The organism is Streptomyces sp. BA2, assembly GCF_009769735.1.
GTDB lineage: Bacteria > Actinomycetota > Actinomycetes > Streptomycetales > Streptomycetaceae > Streptomyces.
Genome location: NZ_WSRO01000002.1, coordinates 885,963 through 903,710, shown reverse-complemented (window position 1 = coordinate 903,710; position 17,748 = coordinate 885,963). Strand labels below are relative to the sequence as shown.

Here is a 17,748-nt window from a genome sequence, read left to right as displayed (position 1 = left end):
GCCGGTCACTGAACCGCCCCGCCGACGACGAACCGCCCCGGTGCCGATGATGGCACCGGGGCGGTTCGTCGTTGTGCCAGGAGCCGGTTCAGTGACCGGCGGACGGGGCGGCGTCGGCACTGTCGGCCCGGCCCAGCTGCCGGTCGATGAAGTCGAAGATCTCCTCCGTCGACGACTCCTGGATCTGGTCTCCCACATCCACGGCCGCCACCGGCCGTGCGTCGTTCCAGTTCGACAGCAGCGTCTGCAGTCGCAGCGTGATCCTCGCCCGGTCCTCGTCATCGGGCGTCAGCCGCGTCAACTCCGTCTCCAGCGTGTCCAGTTCCTCGATCACCCGCAGCGAGGCACTACCGGACGCCGGCACCAGTTCCTGAAGGATCCGACTGGTCAGGGCGTCCGGGGTGGGGTGGTCGAAGATGAGGGTGGCGGGTAGGCGCAGTGTGGTGGCGTTGGTGAGTCGGTTGCGGAGTTCGATGGCGGTGAGGGAGTCGAAGCCGAGGTCTTTGAAGGGGCGTTGTGGGTCTACGTTGTTGGGCTGGCTGTGGCCGAGGACGGCGGCGATGTGTGTGCGGACGAGATCGAGGATCAGGCGTTGTTTGTCGGCCGGCTCGGTGAGTGCGGCCAGCCGTTCGGCGAGTGCGGAGCCGTGGCTGGTGCCGGGGGGTGTGGCGGCGGTGCGTCGGGTGGGGTGCGGTGCGAGGTCGTGTAGGAGTGCGGGGATTGTTTCGGTGGTGCGGAGTGCGTTGGGGTTGAGGGGGAGGCAGAGGTGGTGGGGTTGGGTGGTGGTGAGTGCGGTGTCGAAGAGGTGGAGGGCGTGGTTGGTTTCCAGTGGTCGGGTGCCGTGGGTGACTTTGTGGAGTTGTGTGCCTGTGAGGTGGTGGGTGAGGTTGGTGGTGTGTTTCCAGTAGCCCCAGGCGAGGCTGGTGGCGGGTTGGCCGTGGTGGTGGCGGTGGTGGGCGAGGGCGTCGAGGTAGGTGTTGGCGGCGGCGTAGTTGGCTTGGCCGGGGTTGCCCAGGGTGCCGGCGGCGGAGGAGTAGAGGATGAAGGCGGTGAGGTCGAGGTGTCGGGTGGCGTGGTGGAGGTTCCAGGCTGCGTCGATTTTCGGGGCGAGGATGGGGTGGAGGCGGTCGGGGGTGAGGCTGGTGAGGGTGGTGTCGTCGAGGGTGCCGGCGGTGTGGATGATGGCGGTGAGTGGGTGTTCCTGGGGGATGGAGGCGATGAGTTCTTCGACGGCTTGGGGGTCGGTGATGTCGCAGGCCGCCAGGGTGACGTCAGCCCCGAGGGCCTCCAACTCGTGTTGCAGGTCAGTGTGTTGGGGTGCGGTGCGGGAGGCCAGGAGTAGGTGTTTGGTGGCGTGGGTGGTGATGAGGTGGTGGGCGGTGAGGGTGGCGAGTCCTCCGGTGCCGCCGGTGATGAGTACCGTGCCGTTGGGGTTGAGTGGTTGCACGGTGGGGTCGGCTGTTGTGGTGGTGCGGGTGAGGCGGGGTGTGAGGAGTTGGTTGTTGCGGTGGGCGAGTTGGGGTTCGCTGGTGGCCAAAGCGTTGGTCAGGTATGAGGTGTCGGCGGCCGGGTTGTCGGTGTCGATGAGGTGGATGCGGCCGGGGTTTTCGTTCTGGGCTGTGCGGACAAGGCCCCATAGGGGTGCGTGGGACAGGTGGATGTCTTCGGCTGGGCTGGTGGCAACCGCGTGCCGGGTGAGGATCACCAGATGGCGCTCGGTGGTCTCGTTGGTGGCCAGCCAGGACTGCAGATGCGTGAGAAGCGCCTCGGTGGCTGCGTGCGCGGCTGCCGGGTTGTCGCCGTCCACGTCCTCGTCCGGGGTGTAGAGGTCGACCTGGTCGAGGTCGACTTCCCCTGTGCCGGCTTCGGCCGGCTTCCAGGTGAGGTGGAAGAGGCTGTTGCGGGTTCCCGTGTCGGTGTTCTTGTGGAGTGTGGTGGGGTCGATGGGGCGGGTGGTGAGGGTGTTGATGGTGGCGACGGGTGCGCCGGTGGGGTCCCAGGCTTGGATGGTGATGTCGTTGCCTGTGGTGGTGAGGGTGACGCGTAGGTGGGTGGCGTCGGTGGCGTGGACGGTGACGCCGGTCCAGGCGAAGGGCAGCCGGGTCTCGCCGGTTGATGTGGTCTGGGTGGCGAGGGGGTGGAGGGTTGCGTCGAGGAGGGCCGGGTGGACGGTGTGTCCGCTCGGGTCGGCCTCTTCGGGCAGGTTGATCTCGGCGTGGAGGGTGCCGTCGGGCTGGGACCAGACCGAGGTGACGCCCTGGAAGGTGGGCCCGTACTCGTAGCCGGCTTCAGCCAGTTGCTCGTACAGGTTCGAGATCTCGACCGGGGTGGCGTTGGAGGGTGGCCACTGAGTGAGGGGTTCGGCGGGTTCCTGGGTTTTGGTGAGGGTGCCGGTGGCGTGGCAGGTCCATTCGGAGTCGGTGTCGTCCGGCTCGTGGGTGTGGGGGCGGGAGTGGATGGTGACCTGCCAGCCGCTTGCCTGGGGGACCGTTGTGACTTGGAGGTCGCGGTTGGTGGTGTCGTTCAGGGTGAGGGGTGTGTGGAGGGTGAGTTCGTCCAGGTGGGTGGCGCCGGTGTGGTCTCCGGCGTGGAGTGCCAGGTCGACCAGGGCCGTACCAGGCAGCAGGACGGTTCCGGACACGGCGTGGTCGGCGAGCCAGGGGTGGGTCTTCAGCCCGATGCGGCCGGACAGGACGATGTGATTCGTGTCTGCGAGCTGGGTGGCTGTGGTGACGAAAGGATGATCAGTTGCGGTGAGTCCCAGGTCGGTGGCGTCTGTCAGATGGGCGGGTATCTGGAGCCAGTAGGGCTGGTGTTGGAAGGGGTAGGTGGGCAGGTCGATGTGGGTGGTCTGTTGCTGGGGGAGTTGGGGTGTGAGGTCGATGTCGTGGTAGTGGGTGTGGAGGGTGGTGAGGGTGGTGAGGAGTTGGGCGGTGGTGTCGTGGTGGCGGGTGAGGGTGGGGTAGTGGTGTGGGTTGGCGGGGTGTGTGGTGAGGGTGTCGGCGAGGGCGGCGGCCAGGACTGGGTGGGGGCTGGTTTCGATGAGGGTGTGGTGGCCGTCGTCGAGGAGTTTGAGAGCTGTCTGGTGGAAGTGGACGGGGTGGCGGAGGTTGTCGACCCAGTAGGTGGCGTCCAGGAGCTGGTCGTCGGACAGCGGGGCGCCGGTGTGGGTGGAGTAGAAGGGAATGGTCGGCGCAACCGGCTGGATGTGGGCGCGGTGGGTGAGGTCGGTCAGGATCGTTTCGCGCAGGGCTTCGACGGCCGGGGTGTGCGACGCGTAGTCGACGGGGATGAGCCGGGCTCGGACGCCGCGTTGCTGGTAGGTCTCGACGAGTTCGGTCAGGGCGGTGGTCTCGCCGGCCAGGACGGTGGTGGCGGGTCCGTTGACGGCGGCCAGGTGGACGCCCTCGGGCAGGTCCGTCAGCTCCTCCGCCGGTAGTGGGAAGGACGCCATGGTGCCCGTACCGGCGAGCTGTGTGAGTGCCTGGGAGCGCAGGGTGACTACCGCGATGGCGTCCGCCAGGGTCAGCGCCCCGGCGATGTGGGCGGCGGCGATCTCGCCCTGGGAGTGGCCGATGACCGCGTCCGGGCTGACGCCGTAGTGCTCCAGCAGGCGGGCGATGCCGGTCATCACCGCGAACAGGGCAGGCTGGACGACATCGACCCGCGCCAGGGCATCCTCGTCGTCGGAGGCGAGGACGTCGAGCAGGTCCCAGTCGCACCAGCGGGCCAGCTCGTCCTGGCAGGCCGCCAGATGCGCGGCGAACAGCGGCTCTTCGGCCGCCAGCCGGTGTCCCATACCGGCCCACTGCGAGCCCTGCCCCGGGAAGACGAACGCGGTCCTGCCCGGTGCCGTTTCGCCCAGGCCGACGACTAGTGCGGGATGGCCGTTGCCGTCAACCAGTGCGGTGAAGGCGGCCTGCAGCTCCGCGCGGTCGTCGGTGACGATCCCGGCACGATGCTCGAGTTTGGCCCGTCCGTGCCACAGGTGGGTGGCGAGGGGGCCCGCCTCTACGTCCGGGTGGGCATCCACGAACGCGGCCAGCTGCCCGGCGGCCTCGGCGAGGGCGCTTGGCGTCCGTGCGGAGAGGACCACCGGCACCGGCCGGGACCGCTCCTGCGGTTCCGCATCGGGCTCTTCCGCGGCCTGCACGGAGGTGGGAGACGCGGATTCCAGAATGAGATGGGCGTTCGTGCCGCTCATACCGAAGGAGGAGACGGCGGCACGGCGAGGTCGGCTGGTCTCGGGCCACGGCTGGGGCTCCGTCAGGAGCGCGATGTGGCCGGACTCCCAGTCGACGTGGGTGGTGGGCCGGTCGACGTGCAGGGTGGGCGGCAGCGTTCCGTTCCGCATGGCTTCGATCATCTTGATGACGCCTGCGACGCCGGCGGCGGCTTGGGTGTGGCCGATGTTGGATTTGATGGAGCCGAGCCAGAGGGGTGTTTCGGTGGTGTGGGCCTGGCCGTAGGTGGCGAGGAGGGCTTGTGCCTCGATGGGGTCGCCGAGGGTGGTGCCGGTGCCGTGTGCTTCTACGGCGTCGATCTGGTCGGCGGTCAACTGAGCATTGGCGAGGGCCTGTTCGATGACGCGTCGCTGGGAGGGGCCGTTGGGTGCGGTGAGGCCGTTGGACGCGCCGTCCTGATTCACGGCCGAGCCGCGCAGGACTGCCAGGATCGGGTGCCCGCTGCTCTGGGCATCGGACATTCGTTCCAGCAGGACCAGGCCGACGCCTTCGCCCCAGCCGGTGCCGTCGGCCGCGTCGGCGAAGGGCTTGCAGCGGCCGTCGGGTGCCAGTCCGCGCTGGCGGGAGAAGACCTGGAAGGTGCCCGGCGTGGCCATGATGGTGGCGCCACCGGCCAGAGCCATGTCGCACTCACCGTTGCGCAGCGCCTGGGCCGCCAGGTGCAGGGCGACCAGGGAAGAGGAGCAAGCCGTGTCGACCGTGATTGCCGGGCCTTCGAGGCCGAACGTGTACGCCACCCGGCCCGATGCGATGCTCCCGGAGCCGCCCGTGGCGAAGTAGCCCTCCAGATGATCCGGCGCGCCGTGCATCCGCATCAGATAGTCCTGCGAGATGACGCCTGCGAAGACACCTGTGCTGCTGCCCTTGAGGGTGGTGGGGTCGATACCGGCGTGTTCGAAGGCTTCCCAGGCGGTTTCGAGGAGGAGCCGCTGCTGGGGGTCGGTGGCGAGGGCCTCGCGGGGGTTCATACGGAAGAAGTCCGCGTCGAACTCGCCCGCGTCGTACAGGAACGATCCCTTGCGCGTGTACATCTTGCCCGGGGCGTCCGGGTCCGCGTCGTACAGTGCGTCGAGGTCCCAACCGCGGTTGTCGGGCAGGTCACCGAGCGTCTCCCCGCCCTCGGCGACGAGCCTCCAGAGATCTTCGGGCTGCCTCACCCCTCCGGGATAGCGGCAGGCCATCGAGACGATCACGATCGGATCGTCGTCGACCACGGCCGACACCGCCTTGGGCGCCCGCATCTGCGGCTGCCGGTCCAGCAGCTCGGCTCGCAGGTGTGCGGCTAGCACGGTGAGCGTCGGGTGGTCGAAGACCAGTGTGGACGGGAGCTGGAGCGCGGTGGCGTTGGTGAGGCGGTTGCGGAGTTCGACGGCCGTGAGGGAGTCGAAGCCGAGGTCCTTGAACGGCCGTTGCGGATCGATCGTCTCGGGTCGGTTGTGGCCGAGGACGGCGGCTACGTTGCTGCGGACCAGGTCGAGCAGAAGGCGCTGCTGTTCCGGTTCGCCCAGGGCGGCCAGTTGTTGAACCAGCCCCGAGCGCTGCACCGCACTCGCTCCAGTCGCTGCCCCACGACGCCCCGAAGCCGTAACGAGATCCCGGAACAACGCCGGCACATCGGCACGTCGACGGAGACTCGCCGGCTCGATCGGCATACAGACCAGGGAGGCCTCCGCGCGTTCGTTGAGCGCGACGTCGAAGAGCCGCAGGCCCAGTTCCGTGCTGAGTGCGGTGTTGCTGTGGGCGAGTTGTGTGCCTGTGAGGTGGTGGGTGAGGTTGGTGGTGTGTTTCCAGTAGCCCCAGGCGAGGCTGGTGGCGGGTTGGCCGTGGTGGTGGCGGTGGTGGGCGAGGGCGTCGAGGTAGGTGTTGGCGGCGGCGTAGTTGGCTTGGCCGGGGTTGCCCAGGGTGCCGGCGGCGGAGGAGTAGAGGATGAAGGCGGTGAGGTTGAGGTGTTGGGTGGCGTGGTGGAGGTTCCAGGCCGCGTCGATCTTCGGGGCGAGGATGGGGTGGAGCCGGTCGGGGGTGAGGCTGGCGAGGGTCGTGTCGTCCAGGGCGCCGGCGGTGTGGATGACCGCCGTGAGCGGACGCTCCTGCGGGATCGACGCGATAAGTTCTTCGACGGCTTGGGGGTCGGTGATGTCGCAGGCGGCGAGGGTGACGTCAGCCCCGAGGGCCTCCAACTCGTGTTGCAGGTCAGTGTGTTGGGGTGCGGTGCGGGAGGCCAGGAGCAGATGCCTTGTGCCGTGGGTGGTGATGAGGTGGTGGGCGGTGAGGGTGGCGAGTCCTCCGGTGCCGCCGGTGATGAGGGTGGTGCCGTTGGGGTTGGGTGGTTGGGGGAGGGTGAGGATGAGTTTGCCGGTGTGGCGGGCTTGGCTGAGGTGGCGTAGGGCGTGGGGGGTGTGGCGGATGTCGAAGCAGGTGGTGGGTAGTGGTGTGAGGGTGCCGGTGTCGAAGAGTTCGCGCAGGGTGGTGAGTATGTGCTGGATGCGGTCGGGGCCGGCTTCGATGAGGTCGAAGTTCTGGTAGTGGGCTTGGTAGTCGGTGTGGATGGTTTCTGGGTTGCGGAGGTCGGTTTTGCCCATTTCGATGAAGCGTCCGCCGGGGTGGAGGAGGCGGAGGGTTGCGTCGGTGTATTCGTGGGCGAGGGCGTTGAGGGCGATGTCGATGCCGTGGTGGGGGGTGTGGGTGCGGAAGTGGTGTTCGAAGTCGAGGGTGCGGCTGGAGGCGATGTGGGTGGGGGTGAGGCCTTGTTGGGTGAGGAGGTGGTGTTTGGTGGGGTGGGCGGTGGCGTAGATGTCGGCGCCGGTGTGTTGGGCGAGTTGGAGTGCGGCTGAGCCGACTCCTCCGGTGGCGGCGTGGAGGAGGAGTGTTTCGCCGGGTTGCAGATCGGCAAGGTCGTACAGCGCGTAGTACGCGGTCAAGAAGGCCACCGGTACTCCGGCAGCGGTGGTGAAGGACCAACCCTCGGGCATGGACGTGACCAGACGGTGATCCGTGACGGACCGGGCGCCGGCGCCCGCCGGGAAGACACCCATCACGTGGTCGCCCACGGAGACGGTGGTGACGTCGTCGGCGATTTCTGTGACGACACCGGCGCCTTCGCTGCCGAGTGGTGCGTCGCCCGGGTACATGCCCAGGGCGATGAGGGTGTCGCGGAAGTTCAGCCCGATCGCACGGACGTCGACGCGCACCTGCCCGCTGGCCAGGGGGGCGTCCCATTCGGGGGCGGGCCGGCAGGTGACCGCTTCGATGGTGCCGGTCGAACCGGCGCTCAGTTTCCAGCTCTCCTCGGGTAGATCGAGTACACCGTTGCCCTCGGCGCGTTCGAGACGGGCCACGAGAAACTGGCCATGGCGAACGGCAATTTGAGGCTCGCCGGTGGCCAAAGCGTCGGCCAGGTATGAGGTGTCGGCCGGGTCGTCGGTGTCGATGAGGTGGATGCGGCCCGGGTTCTCGCTCTGGGCGGCGCGGACAAGGCCCCACAAGGGGGCGTGGGCCAAGTGGATGTCCTCGGCGGGGTGGGTTGCCACGGCGTGTTGGGTGAGTATGACGAGGCGTCGGTTGGTGGCGTCGTTGGTGGCCAGCCACGATTGCAGGTGAGCCAGGAGCGCTTCTGTCGCGGTATGCGCAGCCGTGGGGTCGTGGCTGTCCCCGTCCCTCTTCGGGAGGTAGATGTCCACTTCGTTGGGGTCGACATCTATGGTGCCTGCTTCGGCGGGCTTCCAGGTGAGGTGGAAGAGGCTGTTGCGGGTTCCCGTGTCGGTGTTCTTGTGGAGTGTGGTGGGGTCGATGGGGCGGGTGGTGAGGGTGTTGATGGTGGCGACGGGTGCGCCGGTGGGGTCCCAGGCTTGGATGGTGATGTCGTTGCCTGTGGTGGTGAGGGTGACGCGTAGGTGGGTGGCGTCGGTGGCGTGGACGGTGACGCCGGTCCAGGCGAAGGGCAGCCGGGTCTCGCCGGTTGATGTGGTCTGGGTGGCGAGGGGGTGGAGGGTTGCGTCGAGGAGGGCCGGGTGGACGGTGTGTCCGCTCGGGTCGGCCTCTTCGGGCAGGTTGATCTCGGCGTGGAGGGTGCCGTCGGGCTGGGACCAGACCGAGGTGACGCCCTGGAAGGTGGGCCCGTACTCGTAGCCGGCTTCAGCCAGTTGCTCGTACAGGTTCGAGATCTCGACCGGGGTGGCGTTGGCAGGTGGCCATTGGGTGAGGGGTTCGGCGGGTTCCTGGGTTGTGGTGAGGGTGCCGGTGGCGTGGCAGGTCCACTCGGAGTCGGTGCCGTCCGATTCGTGGGTGTGGGGGCGGGAGTGGATGGTGACCTGCCAGCCATTTGCCTGGGGGGTGGTGGTGACTTGGAGGTCGCGGCTGGTGGTGTCGTCCAGGGTGAGGGGTGTGTGGAGGGTGAGTTCGTCCAGGTGGGTGGCGCCGGTGTGGTCTCCGGCGTGGAGTGCCAGGTCGACCAGGGCGGTTCCGGGCAGCAGGACCGTTCCGGACACGGCGTGGTCGGCGAGCCAGGGGTGGGTCTTCAGCCCGATGCGGCCGGACAGGACGGTGGTGTGGGTGTCGGCGAGCTGGGTTGCCGTGCTGAGCAGCGGATGGTCAGTGGTGGTAAGTCCCAGGTCGGTGGCGTCGGTGAGTTGTGTGGGGGCTTGGAGCCAGTAGGGCTGGTGTTGGAAGGGGTAGGCCGGGAGGTCCAGGTCCTGTAGCGGCTTGGAGGGCAGATGCCGGGACAGGTTGATGTCGTGGTGGTGGGTGTGGAGGGTGGTGAGGGTGGTGAGGAGTCGGGTGGTGGTGTCGTGGTGGCGGGTGAGGGTGGGGTAGTGGTGTGCGTTGGCGGGGTGTGCGCTGAGGGTGTCGGTGAGGGCGGCGGCCAGGACCGGGTGGGGGCTGGACTCGATGAGGGTGTGGTGGCCGTCGTCGAGGAGTTTGAGAGCTGTGTCGTGGAAGTGGACGGGGTGGCGGAGGTTGTCGACCCAGTAGGTGGCGTCCAGGAGCTGGTCGTCGGACAGCAGGGCGCCGGTGTGGGTGGAGTAGAAGGGAATGGTCGGCGCAACCGGCTGGATGTGGGCGCGGTGGGTGAGGTCGGTCAGGATCGTTTCGCGCAGGGCTTCGACGGCCGGGGTGTGTGAGGCGTAGTCGACGGGGATGAGCCGGGCTCGGACACCGCGTTGCTGGTAGGTCTCGACGAGTTCGGTCAGGGCGGTGGTCTCGCCGGCCAGGACGGTGCTGGCGGGTCCGTTGACGGCGGCCAGGTGGACGCCGTCAGGAAGGTCCGTCAGCTCCTCGGCCGGTAGCGGGAAGGACGCCATGGTGCCCGTACCGGCGAGCTGTGTGAGTGCCTGGGAGCGCAGGGTCACCACGGCGATGGCGTCGGGCAGGCTCAGGGCTCCGGCGATGTGCGCGGCGGCGATCTCGCCCTGGGAGTGGCCGATGACCGCGTCCGGGGTGACGCCGTGGTGTTCCAGCAGCCGGGCGATGCCGGTCATCACCGCGAACAGGGCAGGCTGGACGACATCGACCCGCGCCAGGGCATCCTCGTCCTCGGAGGCGAGGACGTCGAGGAGGTCCCAGTCGCACCAGCGGGCGAGTTCGTCCTGGCATGCGGCCAGGTGTGCGGCGAAGAGCGGCTCTTCGGCTGCCAGCCGGTGTCCCATGCGGGTCCATTGGGAGCCCTGGCCGGGGAAGACGAATGCGGTCCTGCCCGCCTCCACCATGCCGGGGCCGACGACGAGTGCGGGGTGGCCGTTGCCGTGCGCCAGTGCGGTGAGGGCGTCACGCAGTTCGTCGGGGTTGTCGGTGACGATCCCGGCACGGTGCTCCAGCTTGGCCCGTCCCGACCACAGGCGGGCGGCCAGCGGGCCGACGTCCGTCTCCGGGTGGGTTTCGACGAAGGCGGCGAGTTGGCCGGCGGCTTCGGCGAGGGCCTGCGGGGTTTGTGCGGAGACGACCACCGGTACCGGACCGGCGTGCTGTGCCTGCGGCACCTCCTCCAAGGGTTCCGGCGCGGCCTCCAGGATCACATGCGCATTTGTGCCGCTGATGCCGAACGACGACACTGCCGCCCGGTTCGGCTGACCGGAGTCGGGCCACGGAATCGACTCGGTCAGCAGCGAGATGCTGTCCGCGCTCCAGTCGACATGGTGCGAGGGCTGATCCACGTGCAGAGTGGGCGGAAGCACCCCCTGACGCATCGCCTGGACCATCTTGATGACGCCTGCGACGCCGGCGGCGGCCTGGGTGTGGCCGATGTTGGACTTGATCGAGCCCAGCCACAGCGGCCGTTCGGCGGAGTGCTCACGCCCATAGGTCGCCAGCAGGGCCTGTGCCTCGATCGGGTCTCCGAGCGTCGTGCCCGTGCCGTGCGCCTCGACGACGTCCACCTGGCTCGCATCTAGCCGGGCGTTGGCGAGGGCTTGTTCGATGACGCGTCGCTGGGAGGGGCCGTTGGGGGCGGTCAGGCCGTTGGAGGCGCCGTCCTGGTTGATGGCCGAACCGCGCAGCACCGCCAGGACCGGGTGCCTGTTGCGCTGGGCGTCGGACAGTCGTTCCAGCAGGACCAGGCCGACGCCCTCGCCCCAGCCGGTGCCGTCCGCGGCCTCTGCGAACGGCTTGCAGCGGCCGTCCACGGACAGGACGCGCTGGCGCGAGAACTCGATGAAGGCGCCTGGGCTCGACATGACGGTTGCACCGCCCGCAAGAGCCATGTCGCACTCACCGTTGCGCAGCGCCTGAGCGGCCAGATGAAGGGCGACCAGCGACGACGAGCACGCGGTGTCGACGGTCACCGCCGGGCCCTCCAGACCGAACGTGTACGCCACCCGGCCCGAAGCCACGCTCGCCGCACTGCCGTTGCCCAGGTAGCCCTCGAAGCCTTCTGGGGCGTTTTGCATGAGGCGGGCGCCGTAGTCGCCGTAGATCACTCCGGCGTATACGGCCGTGTTGCTGCCCTTGAGGGTGGTGGGGTCGATGCCGGCGTGTTCGAAGGCTTCCCAGGCGGTTTCGAGGAGGAGGCGTTGCTGGGGGTCGGTGGCGAGGGCTTCGCGGGGGTTCATGCGGAAGAAGTCCGCGTCGAACTGGTCGGCGTCATGGAGGAACGTGCCGTAACTCGTGTAGCTCTTGCCGTTCGCCGCCGGATCCGGGTCGAAGAGGTTGTCCAGGTCCCACCCACGGTTCGTCGGGAAGCCGGACAGACCTTCGCGACGCTCGGCGACCAGGTCCCACAGGTCCGTGGCGGAGCGCACGCCCCCCGGGAAGCGGCACGACATCGAAACGATCACGACCGGATCGTCGGAGGTGTCCGTGCCAATGAGCACGGGCGCGGCCGATCGTGGCGCCGATTCCAGCAGCTCGGAGCCGATGTGGTCGGCCAGAAGCTGCGCATTCGGATAGTCAAAGATCAAGGTGGCAGGAAGCCGCAACCCGGTGACCCCGTCGAGCCGGTTGCGCAGCTCGACGGCGGTGAGCGAGTCGAAACCCAGGTCCCGGAAGGGCTGCTGCGGGTCCACGCCCGTCGCGTCGGAGTGCCCGAGGACAGTGGCCGCATTGCTCCGCACGAGATTCAGCAGCAGGCGCTGCTGTTCCGTCGGTGTCAATGCGGCGAGCTGCTGCGCCAGCCCCGAAGCCTCACGGGGCGCCGCCTTCGCAGCCCGGCGCAGCGGGCGGGGAGCCAGGTCGCGCAGGAGAGCAGGCACGTTGTCCGCGTCTCGGAAAGCGGACGCGGTCAGCGGGGCGCACAGGTGATACGCGGACGGGCTGACAAGAGCGGCATCGAGAAGGCGGAGGCCTTCCTCGGTGCTGAGTGCGGTGTTGCTGTGGGCGAGTTGTGTGCCTGTGAGGTGGTGGGTGAGGTTGGTGGTGTGTTTCCAGTAGCCCCAGGCGAGGCTGGTGGCGGGTTGGCCGTGGTGGTGGCGGTGGTGGGCGAGGGCGTCGAGGTAGGTGTTGGCGGCGGCGTAGTTGGCTTGGCCGGGGTTGCCCAGGGTGCCGGCGGCGGAGGAGTAGAGGATGAAGGCGGTGAGGTTGAGGTGTTGGGTGGCGTGGTGGAGGTTCCAGGCCGCGTCGATCTTCGGGGCGAGGATGGGGTGGAGCCGGTCGGGGGTGAGGCTGGTGAGGGTGGTGTCGTCCAGGGTGCCGGCGGTGTGGATGATGGCTGTGAGGGGGTGTTCCTGGGGGATGGAGGCGATGAGTTCTTCGACGGCTTGGGGGTCGGTGATGTCGCAGGCGGCGAGGGTGACTTCAGCCCCGAGGGCCTCCAGTTCGTGTTGCAGGTCGGTGTGTTGGGGTGCGGTGCGGGAGGCCAGGAGTAGGTGTTTGGTGGCGTGGGTGGTGATGAGGTGGTGGGCGGTGAGGGTGGCGAGTCCTCCGGTGCCGCCGGTGATGAGGGTGGTGCCGTTGGGGTTGGGTGGTTGGGGGAGGGTGAGGATGAGTTTGCCGGTGTGGCGGGCTTGGCTGAGGTGGCGTAGGGCGTGGGGGGTGTGGCGGATGTCGAAGCAGGTGGTGGGTAGTGGTGTGAGGGTGCCGGTGTCGAAGAGTTCGCGCAGGGTGGTGAGTATGTGCTGGATGCGGTCGGGGCCGGCTTCGATGAGGTCGAAGTTCTGGTAGTGGGCTTGGTAGTCGGTGTGGATGGTTTCTGGGTTGCGGAGGTCGGTTTTGCCCATTTCGATGAAGCGTCCGCCGGGGTGGAGGAGGCGGAGGGTTGCGTCGGTGTATTCGTGGGCGAGGGCGTTGAGGGCGATGTCGATGCCGTGGTGGGGGGTGTGGGTGCGGAAGTGGTGTTCGAAGTCGAGGGTGCGGCTGGAGGCGATGTGGGTGGGGGTGAGGCCTTGTTGGGTGAGGAGGTGGTGTTTGGTGGGGTGGGCGGTGGCGTAGATGTCGGCGCCGGTGTGTTGGGCGAGTTGGAGTGCGGCTGAGCCGACTCCTCCGGTGGCGGCGTGGAGGAGGAGTGTTTCGCCGGGTTGCAGATCGGCAAGGTCGTACAGCGCGTAGTACGCGGTCAGGAAGGCCACCGGTACTCCGGCAGCCGTAGTGAAGGACCATCCCTCGGGCATGAGGGTGACCAGGCGGTGATCCGTGACCGTCCGCGCACCGACGCCGTGCGGGAACATGCCCATGACGCGGTCGCCCACGGAGACGGTGGTGACGTCGTCGGCTACCTCCGTGACGATGCCAGCACCCTCGCTGGCCAAGAGCGCGTCGCCCGGATACATGCCGAGTGTGATCAGCACGTCGCGGAAGTTCAGCCCGATCGCACGGACGTCGATCCGCACCTGCCCCGGCGCAAGCTCGTCCGGGAGCTCGGGGTTGGGCAGGAACGCCAGGTTGTCCAGTGTGCCGGGGGCCGTCTTGTCCAGACGCCAGGTCGGTTCGTCGACCGGGATGGTCAGTCGGCCGTCGACGTGACCGGCCGATCGAACCAGCCTCGGTGCGAGGAACTGACCGTGACGCAGGGCCAGTTGATACTCACCCGTGGCGAGGGCTTCGGCAAGGTCCGACGTGTCGGCGGGGTTGTCGGTGTCGATGAGGTGGATGCGGCCGGGGTTTTCGTTCTGGGCTGTGCGGACAAGGCCCCATAGGGGTGCGTGGGACAGGTGGATGTCTTCGGCTGGGCTGGTGGCAACCGCGTGCCGGGTGAGGATCACCAGATGGCGCTCGGTGGTCTCGTTGGTGGCCAGCCAGGACTGCAGATGCGTGAGAAGCGCCTCGGTGGCCGCGTGCGCGGCTGCCGGGTTGTCGCCGTCCACGTCCTCGTCCGGGGTGTAGAGGTCGACCTGGTCGAGGTCGGCTTCCCCTGTGGTGGCTTCGGCCGGCTTCCAGGCGAGGTGGAAGAGGCTGTTGCGGGTCTCGTAGCCCGCACCGGTGGTCAGCGCGGTGGGGTCGACCGTGCGGGAGGCGAGCGTGGTGACGGTGGCGACGGGTGTGCCGGTGGGGTCCCAGGCCTGAAGGGATACGTCGTTGCCTGTGCTCGTGAGGGCGACACGGAGGTGGGTGGCGCCGCCCGCGTGCACGCTGACGCCGGACCACGCGAAGGGCAGGCGCAGTTCGCTGCCGGTGGCCGAGGAGAGGGCCCGGGCAGCGAGGGGGTGGAGGGTTGCGTCGAGGAGGGCCGGGTGGATGGTGTGTCCGGTCGGGTCGGCTTCTTCGGGGAGGGTGATCTCGGCGTGGAGGGTGCCGTCAGGTTGGGCCCACATGGCGGTGACGCCCTGGAAGGTGGGCCCGTACTCGTAGCCGGCTTCAGCCAGTTGCTCGTACAGGTTCGAGATCTCGACCGGGGTGGCGTTGGTGGGGGGCCATTGGGTGAGGGGTTCGGCGGGTTCCTGGGTTGTGGTGAGGGTGCCGGTGGCGTGGCAGGTCCAGGGCTCGGTGTCGGTGTCGTCGGGCTCGTGGGTGTGGGGGCGGGAGTGGATGGTGACTTGCCAGCCGTTTGCCTCGGGGGTGGTGGTGACTTGGAGGTCGCGGCTGGTGGTGTCGTCCAGGGTGAGGGGTGTGTGGAGGGTGAGTTCGTCCAGGTGGGTGGCGCCGGTGTGGTCTCCGGCGTGAAGTGCCAGGTCGACCAGGGCCGTTCCGGGCAGGAGGACCGTTCCTGCCACGGCGTGATCCGCCAGCCAGGGGTGAGTACTCAGGCCGATCCGGCCCGTGAACACCGTTGATGCACCGGAGGTTTCACCAGCCTCTGCCCCGGTTGTGGTGTCGGCAAGCTGAATGGCAGCGGCGAGCAGGGGATGCGCACTGGTCGCCATGCCCAGGTCGGTGGCGTCGGTGAGTTGTGTGGGGGCTTGGAGCCAGTAGGGGTGGTGTTGGAAGGGGTAGGTGGGCAGGTCGGTGTGGGTGGTTTGTTGCTGGGGGAGTTGGGGTGTGAGGTTGATGTTGTGGTGGTGGGTGTGGAGGGTGGTGAGGGTGGTTTGGTGGGTGTGGGTTTCGTTGGGGTGGTGGGGGTGGTGTGGGTGGGGAGGTGGGGTGTGAGGGTGGGGTGGGGGGCGAGTTCGGTGAACAGGGTGATGTGTTGGGTGTGGGTGAGGTGGGTGATGCCTTGGTGGAAGTGGACGGGTTGGCGGATGTGCTGGGTCCAGTAGGTGGGGCTGTGGTGCTGTTCGGGGGTTGCGGGGGTGCCGGTGAGGTTGGAGATGACGGGGATGGTGGCGTGGCCGAGGTGGTGGTGGGTGAAGAGGTTGGTGAGGTGGGTGGTGAAGGTGTCGAGGATGGGTTCGGTGTGGGCGCTGTGGAAGGCGTGGGTGACGTTGAGGGGGCGGGTGTGGATGCCGGCGGCCGTCAGTTCGCCGGCGAGTTCGTCGAGGGCGTTGCTGGGTCCGGCGAGGGTGGTGGCGGTGGGTGAGTTGTGGGCGGCGATTTCGATGTGGGGGTGGTGGTGGAGGTGTTTGGTGAGTGTGTCGGGGGTGGTGAGGGCGGCGAGCATGCCGGTGCCGGTGGGCAGGGTGTGGAGGAGTTTTGCGCGGGTGGCGACGATGTCGGCGGCGAGGTTGAGGGGGAGGGTGCCGGTGAGGTGGGCGGCGGAGAGTTCGCCGATGGAGTGGCCGATGAGGGCGTGGGGTGTGGCGCCGCTGGCCTGCAGGAGGCGGTAGGCGGCGATGTGGTGGGCGAAGAGGGCGGGCTGGGTGTAGAGAGTGGTCTCCAGCAGGGCCGCGTGGTCGCTGCCGGCTTCGGCGAACATCACCTGCTGCAGCGGTATCTGCAGGTGTGGGTCCAGGGCTTGGCAGACTTCGTCCAGGGCGTCGGCGTAGGCGGGGTACGTCTGGTGGAGGTGGGCTCCCATGCCGGGTTTTTGGCTGCCCTGGCCGGAGAGGACGATGGCCCAGCGGGCCGCTCCCGCCGTGGTGGGGGAGGGGCCGGTGATCAGGGCGGGGTGGTCGCGGCCGCCGGCCAGCGCGGTGAGCGCGGCGTGCAGTTCGTCGGGGTTGTCGGTGACGATGCCTGCGCGGTGTTCCAGCTTCGCGCGCCCCGACCACAGGCGGGCGGCCAGCGGGGCGACTTCCACCTCGGGGTGGGCTTGGACGAAGCCGGCGAGTCGGTCCGCTGTTTCGGCGAGGGCTTGGGGTGAGCGGGCCGAGACCACCACGGGCACCGGACCGGCGTGCTGTTCCTGCGGTTGTGTCTCGGCCGGTTGGGGTTCGGGGGCGGCCTCCAGGATCACATGCGCGTTCGTCCCGCTGATGCCGAACGAGGACACCGCGGCCCGGCGCGGACGGCCGGTCTCCGGCCACGGCCGGGACTCGGTCAACAGCGAGACACTGCCCGCACTCCAGTCCACGTGCCGGGACGGTTCATCGACATGCAGCGTCGAGGGCAGCACCCCCTGCCGCATGGCTTCGATCATCTTGATGACGCCCGCGACGCCGGCGGCGGCCTGCGTGTGGCCGATGTTGGATTTGATGGAGCCGAGCCAGAGCGGTTGTTCGGTTGAGTGCTCACGCCCGTAGGTGGCGAGCAGGGCCTGGGCCTCGATCGGGTCGCCGAGCGTCGTACCCGTGCCGTGCGCCTCGACCGCATCCACCTGGCCCGCGGTGAGCCCCGCATCCGCCAGGGCTTGTTCGATGACGCGTTGCTGGGAGGGGCCGTTGGGGGCGGTCAGGCCGTTGGAGGCGCCGTCCTGGTTGATGGCCGAGCCGCGCAGTACTGCCAAGATGGGGTGGCCGTGGCGCTGGGCGTCGGAGAGGCGTTCGAGGAGGACGAGTCCGGCGCCTTCGCCCCAGCCGGTGCCGTCGGCCGCGTCGGCGAACGGCTTGCAGCGGCCGTCGGGAGCCAGTCCGCGCTGACGGGAGAACTCGACGAAGGTGCCGGGGGTAGCCATCACGGTGACACCGCCGGCCAGGGCCAGTTCGCACTCACCGTTGCGCAACGCCTGGGCCGCCAGGTGGAGGGAGACCAGCGAGGACGAGCAGGCGGTGTCCACCGTGACGGCCGGGCCCTCCAGACCGAAGGTGTACGCCACCCGGCCCGAAGCCACGCTCGCCGCACTGCCGTTGCCCAGAAAGCCCTCGAAACCCTCCGGCGCGCGGTGCATAAGACGGCCCGCATAGTCGTCGTACATCACGCCCGCGTAGACGCCGGCCTTGCTCCCTTTGAGGGTGTGCGGGTCCAGGCCCGCGCGTTCGAAGGTCTCCCAGGCCGTCTCCAGGAGCAGCCGCTGCTGAGGGTCGGTCGCTGTGGCCTCGCGCGGGCTCATGCCGAAGAACTCGGGGTCGAATTCATCGGCCGAGTGCAGGAATCCGCCTTCGCGCGCGTAGCTCCTGCCGATCGCGTCCGGGTCGGGGTCGAAGAGGCCGTCGAGGTCCCAGCCGCGGTTGGCCGGGAAGCCGGAGATCGCGTCCGTGCCCTCGGCCAGCAGCGTCCACAGGTCCTCGGGCGAGCGAACCCCGCCCGGGTACCGGCAGGCCATCGCGACGACCGCCACCGGCTCCTGCCCTGCCGACTCGGCGTCCTGGAGGCGTTGACGCGTCTGGTGCAGTTCGGCCACTACGCGGGTCAGGTATTCCCGAAGCTTGGCTTCGTCCGACATGGGTCGTCG

The 17,748-nt window shown here is 68.7% G+C and carries 2 protein-coding genes; both read right to left on the bottom strand.

Going from position 1 to position 17,748, the window contains the following annotated elements:
• Window positions 1-88: 88 nt before the first annotated feature.
• Window positions 89-14,869, bottom strand: a complete 14,781-nt coding sequence (locus tag E5671_RS06825) for a type I polyketide synthase (RefSeq protein ID WP_160502943.1) — start codon at window positions 14,867-14,869, stop codon at window positions 89-91.
• Window positions 14,845-17,739, bottom strand: a complete 2,895-nt coding sequence (locus E5671_RS06820; RefSeq protein WP_160502942.1) for a type I polyketide synthase — start codon at window positions 17,737-17,739, stop codon at window positions 14,845-14,847. Before E5671_RS06820 ends, E5671_RS06825 begins: the two co-directional genes overlap by 25 nt.
• Between the last annotated feature and the right edge of the window lie 9 nt (window positions 17,740-17,748).